The sequence below is a fragment of the Mesorhizobium sp. LEGMi-168a genome (assembly GCF_058312955.1).
In genome coordinates this window covers 1-11918 of the sequence record NZ_JBZEGV010000059.1, presented here as the reverse complement: position 1 = coordinate 11918, position 11918 = coordinate 1, and the positions used below count along the sequence as shown (strand labels likewise).

At 57.9% G+C, this 11918-nt stretch carries 10 protein-coding genes and 3 pseudogenes; 6 read left to right on the top strand and 7 right to left on the bottom strand.

Annotated elements, in window-relative coordinates; all coding sequences use genetic code 11:
• Window positions 1-367 precede the first annotated feature (367 nt).
• Window positions 368-511 (top strand): annotated as a pseudogene (locus AC4FWB_RS33460) (transposase domain-containing protein); the annotation flags it as partial.
• Here the strand turns inward: AC4FWB_RS33460 and AC4FWB_RS33455 are convergent.
• The 5 genes and pseudogenes from AC4FWB_RS33455 to AC4FWB_RS33435 form a co-directional block, all read right to left on the bottom strand.
• Window positions 495-734, bottom strand: a pseudogene (locus AC4FWB_RS33455) (acyl-CoA dehydrogenase family protein); the annotation flags it as partial. The pseudogenes AC4FWB_RS33460 and AC4FWB_RS33455 overlap by 17 nt on opposite strands.
• 217 nt (window positions 735-951) lie before the next feature.
• Window positions 952-2115 carry an acyl-CoA dehydrogenase family protein gene (locus AC4FWB_RS33450; RefSeq protein WP_491030494.1) on the bottom strand — a complete coding sequence of 388 codons (1164 nt, stop codon included), beginning with the start codon at window positions 2113-2115 and terminating at the stop codon, window positions 952-954.
• Window positions 2116-2377: 262 nt separating this feature from the next.
• Window positions 2378-3148: a crotonase/enoyl-CoA hydratase family protein gene (locus AC4FWB_RS33445; protein ID WP_491030493.1), complete on the bottom strand. Its 771-nt coding sequence runs from the start codon at window positions 3146-3148 to the stop codon at window positions 2378-2380.
• A gap of 118 nt (window positions 3149-3266) precedes the next feature.
• Window positions 3267-4379 carry a CaiB/BaiF CoA transferase family protein gene (locus AC4FWB_RS33440; RefSeq protein WP_491030492.1) on the bottom strand — a complete coding sequence of 371 codons (1113 nt, stop codon included), beginning with the start codon at window positions 4377-4379 and terminating at the stop codon, window positions 3267-3269.
• A gap of 46 nt (window positions 4380-4425) precedes the next feature.
• On the bottom strand, window positions 4426-6543 hold the full coding sequence (locus AC4FWB_RS33435) for an acetate--CoA ligase family protein (RefSeq protein ID WP_491030491.1): 2118 nt from the start codon (window positions 6541-6543) through the stop codon (window positions 4426-4428).
• 302 nt (window positions 6544-6845) lie between these two features.
• On the opposite strand from AC4FWB_RS33435, the gene AC4FWB_RS33430 reads away from it, so the two are divergent.
• The 4 genes and pseudogenes from AC4FWB_RS33430 to AC4FWB_RS33415 all read left to right on the top strand — a co-directional run bounded on the left by AC4FWB_RS33430 (window position 6846) and on the right by AC4FWB_RS33415 (window position 10674).
• The gene (locus tag AC4FWB_RS33430) at window positions 6846-8435 is read left to right on the top strand and encodes an ABC transporter substrate-binding protein (protein ID WP_491030490.1); all 1590 of its coding nucleotides are present in this window, start codon (window positions 6846-6848) and stop codon (window positions 8433-8435) included.
• 353 nt (window positions 8436-8788) lie between these two features.
• Window positions 8789-8920 (top strand): hypothetical protein, encoded by a 132-nt coding sequence (locus tag AC4FWB_RS33425; protein WP_491030489.1) that lies wholly within the window; start codon window positions 8789-8791, stop codon window positions 8918-8920.
• 55 nt (window positions 8921-8975) lie between these two features.
• Window positions 8976-9563: pseudogene (locus AC4FWB_RS33420) on the top strand (transposase); the annotation flags it as partial.
• 82 nt (window positions 9564-9645) lie between these two features.
• On the top strand, window positions 9646-10674 hold the full coding sequence (locus AC4FWB_RS33415) for an IS110 family RNA-guided transposase (protein WP_491030488.1): 1029 nt from the start codon (window positions 9646-9648) through the stop codon (window positions 10672-10674).
• Window positions 10675-11015: 341 nt separating this feature from the next.
• Here the strand turns inward: AC4FWB_RS33415 and AC4FWB_RS33410 are convergent, their stop codons facing one another.
• Both AC4FWB_RS33410 and AC4FWB_RS33405 read right to left on the bottom strand, forming a co-directional pair.
• Window positions 11016-11204, bottom strand: a complete 189-nt coding sequence (locus AC4FWB_RS33410) for a transposase (protein ID WP_491030487.1) — start codon at window positions 11202-11204, stop codon at window positions 11016-11018.
• 9 nt (window positions 11205-11213) lie between these two features.
• A complete protein-coding gene (locus AC4FWB_RS33405; RefSeq protein ID WP_491030486.1) occupies window positions 11214-11360 on the bottom strand; it encodes a transposase in 147 nt (48 codons plus the stop codon).
• A gap of 203 nt (window positions 11361-11563) precedes the next feature.
• Between AC4FWB_RS33405 and AC4FWB_RS33400 the strand changes: the two genes are divergently transcribed.
• A partial coding sequence (locus tag AC4FWB_RS33400) for an IS4/Tn5 family transposase DNA-binding protein (protein WP_491030485.1) occupies window positions 11564-11918 on the top strand: 355 nt, incomplete at its 3' end.

The following is an 11918-nucleotide window of genomic DNA, read 5'->3' as shown; positions in this document are numbered from 1 at the left end:
CCGAGAACCGACCGTCAAATCCGGCCCGGAAAGTGTCCGGGACTTAGCGGAATCGCTGTCCGGGATTTAGCGGAATTGCTGTCCGCGACTTACCGAAATCGGTGTCCGGGACTTACTGAAACACGCATACAAGTTCGACGGACGCGACAGCCGGTCAGCCGCGTTCACCAGGATCTCGGCGAGCTTTGGCGCCGCCATGCGCTTTTGGGGGGAAAGCCTGCGTTCCGCCATGACATCACTAAACCGTCGCCTTCATGCACCTGTCGGACAGGCGATGATCTCAATCGGAATGTCGAGATCGCGGCGAGCCGCCTTCGTACCGCCATGATCGGAAGAGGGGCTCGGCATAGTTTGGCGGTCGGCATAAACTTGCAAACTTAACGGTGTCGAGCCGCTCGGCTATCTCACTGACGTCCTCACCAGCATCGCCAACGGCCATTCCAACAGCCAGATCGACGACCTGCTGCCATGGGCTTACATCCGCGCCTCTGAACTCAGGGCCGTGGCCTGAGAACACCGCTCTGACGACTAATAATGTGACGCTGGATTTTCGATGTACCTTCCCAGATGCGCTCAAACCGAGCATCGCGGTAGATCCGTTGCAGCGGAAAATTCGCCATTGTGCCCATGCCGCCGCATGTCTGGATTGCCTTGTCGGCAACGCGTCCCAGCATTTCGGAGCACCAGAGCTTCGCCATGGCACAATCCTCGATTACATTTGGGAAGTTTTGATCGACCCTCCATGCGTGTTAATCAGTCACTTCCTTGGTTGTCCGCATTGGCGTGATCAAAAGCCGTGTGTTGATGTCGGTATGGTTCCTGCCCCTCGCAGCGATGTCAGAGCAAATGGTCGGCACGGGGAATGTGGTGGCACCATCATCATGACGAGGTCGTGCAATTCCCCATGCCGGCTTGGCTACACGGCTGCAATGGCAGATGTGATACTATCATTCATGCTCCTCTCTCGCGCATGAGTTCCCGGCTGATGATGTGGCGCTGGATCTCCGATGTACCTTCCCAGATGCGCTCAGCCCGTGCATCACGATAGATGCGTTCCAACGGAAGGTCAGCCATCAAGCCCATACCGCCGCAGGTCTGAATGGCCTGGTCAGCAACGCGGGCCAGCATTTCCGAGCACCATAGCTTTGCCATCGCGCAGTCTGCCGCGACTGAAGGGAACTTCTGGTCGACTCTCCACGCTGTGTTCATCAGCAGGAGGTCGCCAAGCCGGATTTCGGTCGCCATGTCGGCGAGGGGAAAGCCTACCCCCTGAAATTTGCCGATCGGCTGACCAAATTGCCGGCGCTGGGCGGCATAGTCGGCAGCAATCTCGAAGGCCCGCTCGGCGCGCGCCTGGCACGTGGCGGCAACAGTAAGGCGGCCCGCTCCCAGCCAATCGCTGAGGACCTTGAATCCCTGCCCCTTGCCGCCAACCATCTGCCAGCTGCCGACTCGCACATTGTCGAAGTGCAGGATGTCATTGTAATGACCCCGATGGCCCAACTGATCGTAGCCCCCGGCTACTTCCAGCCCTGGTGCGTCCAGATCGACGAGGAAACAAGAGGTTCTTCTCTTAATGCCGGTCGAGACTTGGCCTTCTCCCGTCACGGCAAAGAGGATGACAAACTGAGAAAGTCGCGCATTTGAGATGAAGTGCTTGGTACCATTTATGACCCAATCGGTTCCGTCTTGGACGGCCCGTGTCTTCATTGCCCTTAGGTCAGATCCTGCATCAGGTTCCGTCATTGCTATGCATTCGCGCTTCTCGCCGCGCATGACGGGTTCAAGGAAGTGAGAAACCTGATCGCCCTCGCATGCCGCCAGGATATTGTTGGGTCGGCGCACACACTCCGCTAAAGCCAGCGAAGCGCGTGAAAGGCCCTTCTCCACAAGTGTCAGCGACATGCAGTCTAGCCCAGTGCCGCCGACACTTTCGGGCATATTGCAAGCGTGCAGACCAAGGGCCATTGCCTTACGACGGATCTCCAACTCTAGCTCGATCGGGAGCTCGCCGGTCTTTTCCAGTAGCCCCTCGTGCGGGATCAACTCCTTTTCACAAAACTCCCTGGCCGTATTGTAGAGGAGCTTTTGCTCGTCGGTGAGTTGAAAGTCCATGATCCAGCTTCCTTTTGCGGTTTCGGACCGTTCCAACCGGCGACGCTCGACAGCGATCCAGAAATTCAGCGAAAGCTGGAACTTTCGCTTCCCGGCTAACGTTCCCCTATCGGCTAGTATGAAGAGACATCAAGAACGACGAGGCGTCCGCCAGAAGAGTCGACCTCTGCTAAACGTCGGCGATCCTCCCGAAACGAGCATTGCGAACAAGAAGATCCATCTTCACAAGCTTGCTCAGCGTACCTTCCGACGAAGTCTTAGGTTAGCGCCCCTTCCACACAGGTTTCCTCTTCTCGGCAAATGCTAGCAGGCCTTCGCGCTCGTCCTCAGAGTTGGATACCTTCTCAACGATGGGCAGCCGTCTCAACCGATCTTCGACTGCCAGTCCATCGAGTGACTGAAACATCATCTCTTTGCTTGCATTCAAAGCCAGCGGTCCATTTTCAAGCAGCGATTCAGCCAACCTCAACGCTTCCTCGAGGGCTTTGCCTGGATCGGTTAGATAGTTCACGACACCAAAGCGTTCGAAGTAGCCGGCATCCCTAAAGGCTCCCGTTAGCGCGAGTTCCATAGCCAAGTGATATGGCATACGCAGTGGAAGGCGAACCAAAGCATTGGTCGCCAATAAGTTGTGACGAACCTCGGGCAGACCAAATTTAGCGTCGCGGGCCGCCACAATAATGTCGCATGCTAAGCATGTCTCGAAGCCGCCGGCTACGGCATATCCTTCCACCGCCGCGATGAGCGGCTTGCACGGCGGCCGCCCAAGAATTCCGAAATCCCCACGCGCAAGGGGTGGAGGATGGCCGTCCTTTGCCGCCGCTTTCAAATCCATACCGGATGAGAAATTGCCCCCAGCGCCCGTGAGAACACCTACAAATAGGCCTTCCTCTTCATCAAGAAGATCCATCGCTGCCTGCATCGCAACGGCCGTGTCAGTGTCGAATGCATTTCTCACTTTCGGGCGATTAATGGTGACGATCAAGATATGTCCGCGACGCTCGGTTAGAACTGGACTGGACTCCTTGCTCATTCAACTCTCCTGTTATCCACGTCAGTGCGCGGTCGTTGCGCTTTGTTGCCCGCTCGCCCCTGGTTCGCCGAAGGGCCGAATCCATTCTATGCAGCCGGTCCCAGCACACCCGCTTTCGTCAGTTCATCACTCTTTTTGAGCTAAGCTGCAGTTCCGAGAGCACTTCCTGCGTATGTTGCCCACGGACTGGAACCGAGGAAAGCTCTGCCGAGGGCGTTGCCGAGAAGCGTGGCGCAGGAGCAGCCTGCAACACGCCGTCGATCGTCCTATAGATCTGGCGTGCGACAGCATGTGGATGCAAAGCCGCTTCAGGCGGGGCGAGGACGGGAGCAAAGCAAGCGTCAGTGCCCTCCAGAAGTTGGCTCCATTCGGCTCTGCTCTTCGTCTTGAAAATTCCAGAGAGCTCATCACCCAAAGCCTGCCAGCTCTCTTGGTTCTTCTGTCCGCTTACGAAGCGCTCGTCGTGGTTCAAGCCGAGGCGTCTTATGAATTCCGCATAAAACTGAGGCTCTTCGGCTTGCACGACGATCCACTCACCGTCACGGCATAGATACGCCCGGTCCCAGTGTTTTCCGAGGGCAGCTGGCTTTACATTTTCGAACGCGCTGCCAAACTCCGGAAGAAATGTTATCAGAAGATTTAGCAGGTGCGCGGAGCCATCGACCATTGCAGCGTCTATGACTTGGCCACGGCCATCTTGTCTGGCGCGCAGAATGCCAGCGAGGATCCCCAAAGCTAGATATAGCGCGCCACCAGCAATATCTCCCAACAATGTCGGTGGTGCCTCAGGCCTCTGACCAGGCTGAGTCGCGACCCACAGCGCTCCAGAAAGGGCCACGTAGTTAGCATCGTGTCCGGCCGCCTGGGATAGAGGACCATGCTGTCCCCATCCTGTCATTCGACCATAAACCAAGGATGGACGGCGCGCCAAGCAGAGGTCTGGACCAAGGCCGAGTCGCTCCATCACACCTGGCCGCATACCCTCGATCAGAGCGTCAGCACTATCGATCAGTTGCAAGAAGATGTCGACTGCGCCAGGCTTCTTTAAATCCAATATGATCGAGCGTTTGCCGCGGCTGCAGAGTGCAAACGGCCGTGGGTTGCCTGCGTCAGCGGCTGGACGCTCAACTGAAATCACGTCAGCACCGAGGTCGGCTAGCAACATGCCGCAAAATGGGCCGGGGCCAAGCCCCGCCATTTCAACGATCTTAACACCTTTCAGAACGCCCATCTTGCAAATCTCTCCTGTTGCGATTCCGTGATCAGTGTGTCAGCCATTAGCGGTGCTGGACGAGTCGCATGATCGCATCCACCGCGACCGCACCATGCCCCGAAGGGCGTACGATCAGCGGATTGATTTCTGCTTCGACGAAGCGCTGGCGGTTCGAGATGGCGAATTGGGCAAACGTTTGAATGGTGTCGACTGCCGCTTCAACATCGCCCTTCGGACGGCCGCGCCAACCGTCAAGCAGTTGGAACAGCTTTAGACTCCTCACGGCCTCGGCAATCGTAGCGCGCGACGCGGGCAGTAGGATCGTGGTAGTATCGCGCACGAGTTCTGCTTCCGTGCCCCCCGTCCCAATTGTAAGGGCAAGGCCCATCGAGTTTACCCGGCGGATGCCTACAAGCAACTCGCCGACTCCATCCTTCACCATCTCTTCCACTAGGAAGTTCTGAATGGAGATTTCGGGGGCAGCGTGCTTTAATTTCTCTGCCATCGTGCGCACGGTCTGCCACGCCTCTTCAGGCGTTCTCAGGCGCAGTACAACGGCTCCCAACTCGCTTTTGTGTGCCAGTCCTGCGCTAAGCGCTTTCACCGCTACTGGAAAATTAAGATCTTCCAGCCGTCTTGTTTGATCTGATGTCACAACGACGCTCCGGGGCACCGCAATGCCAGATGCACTCAGTTCAGCTTTGGCAGATGCCTCGTCAAGAGCGATCTCCTCGGTCGGATCAATGGGGTACCTTGGTACAAGAATTTCTTCGTCTGTCCTTCGAGAAAGCACATCCGCCAGTTCCGACGAGCGCATCGCATTCGAAACAGCGCGGAGACCGTCTTCCATTCCCTGCAACGGGACCAATCCGTCTGCGATCATCCTCTCTCGGACGCTTTTCGGTAACGCTTCCGGCAAGGTGTTGACAAAAGCTGCAGGCATCCGCCGCTCGCGTGCCGCTTGCGCGAATGCCTTGGTGCTGACGTTCCAGCTTTGTGGATCCCAGCCGCCCTCGGGCGGGAAGCACATTACATTTAAAGCTATGTCCCGATCGTCCGACAAGTATGCCCGATAAATATTCAGAATTTGGTCGAAGCCGGCATCCACCCCAGAAGACACGTCGAGAGGGTTGGCAGGATGAACAAATGGGGGCAGATATTTCTCGAGCTCTGCTGCCGCTCCTGCCGAGGGCGGCTGCAGATCAAGCCCATTACTTTCGGCGATATCGCTACCAAGCACCGCATACGAGCCCGAGCTAGTTGCATACGCCGTGCGACGTCCTTTCACCCTTGGCGCGTACACGAGCATCTTCAGCGTCTCCAGCGCCTCGGTCGGAGTGCGCACCTCTACAAAACCGAGCCGCTGAAACAGCGCGGAAGTCACGGTATCATCCCCAGCAAGTGAAGCGGTGTGTGACTGCGTGGCGCGACGACCAGCGCTTGTTCGGCCGCCCTTGATTGCGACCACTGGAATACCCTTACGCGCGGCTTTGAGACCTGCAGCTGAGAGGACGGCTGCGTCCGTAATGCCTTCCAAGTAGAGATTCACTGCGCGAACGCGTTCATCATCCAGAACCACATCCATAACGTCGGCTGCGGTTATCATTGCCTGATTGCCGAGCCCAACGGAGTAGGCCACTGGCAGCGACCGATCCGAAGCTCCCAAATCAGACAAGTACGAGCCCCCATTGCTTATGAGCGCAACGCTGCCATTCTCGTCATGGTCGCCGAAATGGTCCATCATGAAGACAGATTGATCGGCAAAGTTGGCCACGCCGGGACAATTCGGCCCGATTATCGGCATACCGCCAGCCGCTTTCACCAGGTCGAGCTGTGATTTTTCTCCGCCATGCATTTCGGAGAAGCCAGAACTATTACAAATCGCACCCGCGACACCAATTTCCGATAGCTCACGTACCACGCCCACCACGTTCTCGCGGGGTACCGCGATAAACGCGACATCCGGTATCTCCGGAAGGCTGGCAGCGTTGGGCACACAGCGAATACCCGCCAGCTCGCTGCGACGCGGATTGACAACATGGATAGGTCCTCGAAAGCCGCGCACGCGACAATAGTCGATGGCGGGTATCATCGATGCTCCGCCTACGAACACCGCACTTTGCGGCGCCAACATGCGTTTGAGACGCTCCCGACTGTTCTCCCGTGCGCTATCGTAGTTCAACCTAGGCTCTCCTTGGTGATGGCGGCGGTGTGACGTGCTGCTCAAGCCGCGAGCCAACCCGTTATAGGCAATGAAGCCCACCTGAAAATTCGAAATAAAATCATTCGGCAGATTACTTTTTTACGAGCCTCGGAGCGCCGCGGCTCTGATAGCGTAGTCGCTGAACCGGCTGAGACAGGCCACTTGTGGGAGCTTCTCCAGGTGACGTGCTGATCAACGTTGGTTTGGCGAGCCATCGCTCCAGAAGCGGCCGCTGAGCACTGGAAAAAATACCATAACAGTTGTTAGAGAGGAAAACTGCAATGAATAAATGGGATCAAACACAAGCACTGAATTCGGTCTTAGACCGCAGGCGGTTCCTTAATTCTGCAGCGGCGATCGGCGCGCTTGCCATCGGCTCGGCAAGCGGCGTTCTACCGTCGATCGCGCAAGTTGCGTCACCGAAAAAAGGCGGACATTTCAAGATCGGCGTTGGCGCAGGCTCCACAACGGACACGCTCGATCCTGCGACGTACAGAGATTCATTCATGATGCCGTTCGGCCGTAGTCTGCACGGTTATCTCGTCGAACTCGATTCGGACGGCAAGCTGGTGGGTGAACTTGCCGAATCCTGGGAAGCGTCGAAGGATGCCAAAACTTGGACCTTCAGGCTCAGGAAAGGCGTCGAGTTCCACAATGGCAAGACTCTGCAAGCCGAGGATGTTGTTGCCACGATCAACCACCACCGAGGCGAACAATCGAAGTCACAGGCAAAATCCATCGTCGATACAATAGAGGAAATCCGTTCCGATGGTTCCGGAACATTTGTCGTAGTCCTAAAAAATGGCAATGCGGATTTTCCATTCCTTCTGGAACACTTTAGCCTAGCCATCATGCAGGCAAAGGACGGCAAGGCCGACACGTCCGGCGTTGGCGCGGGAGCATATGTTCTCGATACAATCGACTTCGGCGTCAAGGCGACGTCCAAACGTTTTCCGAACTACTGGAAATCGAATGCGGCTTGGTTCGACTCCTTCGAAGTTCTTTCGATACATGATGTCACGGCGCGAACGAACGCGCTGACAACAGGCCAGATCCACGCAATGGACAGGTGCGACCTCAAAACCGTTCATCTCCTGGAGCGGAACAAGAGCTTGGAGATCCTGTCCGTCAGCGGTACTCAACACTATACCTTGCCGATGCTTGTTGATGTTCCACCGTTCGACAACCCGGACGTGCGCTTGGCTCTAAAGTATGCGATCAATCGGCAACAGCTGCTTGATACCGTGCTGCGCGGATATGGGCAGCTTGGCAACGACCACCCAATTGCCTCGACAAATCGCTTCTTCGCCAAGGATCTGCCCCAGCGCGAGTTCGATCCAGACAAGGCAAGATTCCATCTAAAGAAAGCGGGCCTTTCGGATTTGAAAGTCACCTTGTCTACTTCTGATGCGGTATTTGCAGGTGCAGTCGACGCCGCGGTGCTCTATCAGCAGGACGCAGCCAAGGCCGGAATCACTATTGACGTTGTCCGTGAGCCAAGCGACGGCTACTGGGAAAGCGTCTGGAACAAGAAGCCCTGGTCGATGTGCTATTGGGGCGGCCGGCCCACCGCGGACTGGATGTTCTCCGAGGTCTATGCCGCTGATGCAAATTACAACGATACCCACTGGAAGAACCCTCGCTTCAACGAACTCTTGTTCTCCGCTCGGTCTGAGCTGGACGACGAAAAGCGGCTGCAGATGTATTCGGAGATGCAGGCCCTCTGCAGAGACGACGGTGGCACTGTCACTCCAGTCTTCGCCAACTACGTCAACGCGCTTTCGACGAAAGTCGGTCACAATAAGATCGCGTCCAACTGGGATTGGGACGGTTTTCGCTGCGCCGAACGCTGGTGGTTCGCGGAAGCTTGATTGGCCAGGCGAGACCCAGAATCGTCACCTAGTTGAGGCATGCGCTATCTGAAGTTTGTCATTCGGTCCGGACGATGAAAACTCGGTTCTGGAAGCTCAGCGATCCTCGGAGGACCGAATGGCTGCGCGTAACGATGCGCCGCCTGAGGCCGGAGGTGACAGCTGATGACGCACTTGGAGTTTCTGAAGGCTTTCGCAAGGCAGACGACGTCGTTGCTCACGCGACCCGTGGCGAGGGTCGAGCGGTTTGTGATCGAGGGGGAAAGGTGAGCCCCTCGGCCAAGCTCCGCGGATGTGAATCCCGGTCCATAAGCTTAGCGTCGCTCCACTCTGTGACGGCGGATTAGTCGTCCGTGAAGAACACGGAAAACTTTGATTCAATTTATGATTTTACCCTGATTTTGAGTTTGCCGGAAATCGTGGCCTTGGAGGGCGATTTCCGGCAAAATGTAATCGTGCCTGTACGCGTGATTTGGCTGGTTTGACGCGATGGAGCACGCGATGCGGCCCAAGGAACGATGAGATAGCGGCCAGAGTGACCTGTTGCGGGCTCGGCTCGATCAAATCCTCAACATGGGTCATGCGCTGGTGAAGCTGGCCAAGGCGATCGACTGGCACTTTCTCGAAGAGCGGCTTGGCGAGGTCTATGACGACGACCCTGGCCGGCCGCCGCTGCCGACCCGGCTGCTGGCTGGGTTGGCCATCCTGAAGTCGATGCACAACCTATCCGATGAAGGCTTGTGCGAGCGCTGGCTGGAAAACCCCTATTACCAGCTGTTCTGCGGCGAGGAGTTCTTCCAGCACCGCCTGGTCTTCGATCGCACTTCGCTGACGCGCTGGCGCCTGCGCATGGGCGAGGAGCGGCTGATGGCGCTGGTGCAGGAGAGCCTCGCGGCGGCGACCCCGCTGGGGGCGACCAAGCCGGCTGACTTCCGCGCGGTGATCGTCGACACCACCGTGCAGGAGAAGGCCATCACCTTCCCGACCGACACCAAGCTGATGCAGCGGGCCCGCGAGCGGCTGGTGACGCTGGCCAGGAAGCATGGCGTCGTGCTGCGCCAGTCCTATGCGCGCCTCGGCAAGTTCGCACGGATCAAGCATCAGCATTATGCCCAGCCAAGCAGATGGGGTGGATGCCAGCCTACTCCGACGGCATCGCAATGTGCCAAGATCGTGGCGTTAGAGCCAAGCAAAGGAGAGGAAGGCATCCATGGGAAAGGTTTCCATCATCGGCGTCGATCTGGCAAAGAACGTATTCCAACTGCACGGGGCGGCAGCCGACGGATCGGTTGTGTTTCGCAAGAAGCTGACGCGCGCGCAGTTCCGTGCATTCATGACGGATCATCCGGCCTGTGTTGTGGCGATGGAGGCGTGTGGCAGCGCCCACTACTGGGCTCGCGAGATGGCCGAGCTTGGCCATCAGCCGAAACTGCTCGCTTCTGGTTATGTCAAGCCGTTCATCAAGCGCCATAAGAATGACGCGGCGGATGCGGAGGCAATTGTCGAGGCAGCGCAACGGCCGACGATGCGCTTTGTCGAACCGAAGAGCGAGGAGCAGCAGTCCCGGGCGATCGTGTTTCGCACCCGTGAGCAGTTGGTCAATCAGCGCACCGAACTGGTCAACGCCTTGCGCGCGCATCTCTATGAATTCGGCCATGTTGCTCCGCAAGGGATTGGCTATGTGCGGCGCCTGGCAGAGGTCGTCGAGGACGAGAATACACAATTGCCGGGTCTGGTGCGCGAGATCTGCAGTGCTTTGTTGGACCAGATCGATCAGTTGACCGGCCGGCTCGCCGCACTAAAGAAGACGATCGGCGCGCTGTCCAGGAAAGCTGAAGCATCGCGGCGCTTGCAGACCATGCCTGGTGTCGGTCCCATCGCCGCCCTTGCCGTTGAAACCTTTGCGCCGCCGATGGAGACCTTCAAGTGCGGTCGCGATTTCGCCGCCTGGCTCGGGCTGGTGCCGCTGCAGAAGTCGACCGGGGGCAAGCGACGATTGGGGAAGAGCTCGAAGATGGGCCAGCGTGATATTCGACGTCTGCTCATCCTTGGTGCCATGGCTGTGGTGCAATGGGCTTTCAGGAAGGGCATGCCCGAAGGCTCTTGGCTTGCCCGCATGGTGGCGAAGAAGCCGCGCATGCTGGTAGCAATCGCACTGGCCAACAAGATGGCGCGCGGCATCTGGGCGATGCTAACGAAACAAGAGGATTACCGGAATCCGGCGCTGGTGCCTGCATGAACACTCTGCTGCGCTCCTGAAGCCGGTACGTCGGAGATGTGAGGAAGGCAAGAACCGCATGGGCAAATGATCAATCAGATCGGGGTCAGGAAAACCAGTGTTTGAACGAGAGCTGCATGAGCTCGCCAAGCAGATTTGGACCTGATCCGCGCATCACCATACCGGCCCGCGGCATGTGAATGGCCGCACCTGAAAGGCCTGACACAAGTTCGCACTCGATCACACGCCCAAAAGTTCAAAGCTCTCCTTGCAAAACGGCTGGCATCCACACAAGTTTAAGCGCGCCAACAGGGCGCTCAAGCGGCTGCGCACCTAGATCCGCACCTGGCTCGGAACCGGGATCATGAAACGCCCAGCGCCTTCACCATCGCCGCCGCCAGTGTCGGCGGCGTGGTCAGCGGAAACCGCAGCCGCACCTTGCCGGCGATCTCCAGCTCGATCACCGCTGGTGGCGCCGCCGGCACCGAAGCGGCGACAGGCTCATCGGGAACACCGACAAACTCGGCAAAGCCCGTCTCGCGGGCTCTCACCGTGCGGCGTCACTTATAGATCAGGCTGGTCGCGACATCGTACTGACGCGCCACCGCCGCCACCGTGGCCCCGGGCGCGAATGCCGCGGCCAGTATCCGGCACTGATCCTCTTCACTCCAACGACGCCGCCGCTCCGGCCCGGTCAATAATGTCACATGGCTGATGCTGTGCTGCCAACTGCGCTCGTAAGGACGACCTTAACAGCGCAGCCTCGCTACCGTGCTCGCGCAAGGCGGCTCTCGCCGGCTTTCAATTACCCACAAGTTCGGCCGCGTCTTGGAGAACGGGCTGCTGACTATTGCTTCGGTTGAATCTGCTGTGATTCTGTCCGTGGCTCCGAATCGCAGCCGGGGCCCCGATGACCAAAGCACGTCCGCAGAATTGGATGGACGAGGAGATTGCGGAAGGCCAACTCCCCGACAAGCGCTTGGACAAGCGCCTTCGTTCAGGTTTTCGACCAATTGGCGGTGCCATGGGCCAGACCATTCCCCGAGCCTGTCAGGATTGGGCGAACACCAAGGCCGCCTACCGATTTTTCTCCAACGGTAGGGTCAATGAGCACGCGATCCTGAAAGGCCACTTCGATGCAACCCGCGATCGCGTGGCGGACGCCGAGGGGCCGATCCTGGTTCTTCAGGACACGGCCGAGTTTACGTATCAGCGGGAGAAAACCGAGGCGATCGGCATCACCAAGGTCATCAACAGTGGTAAGG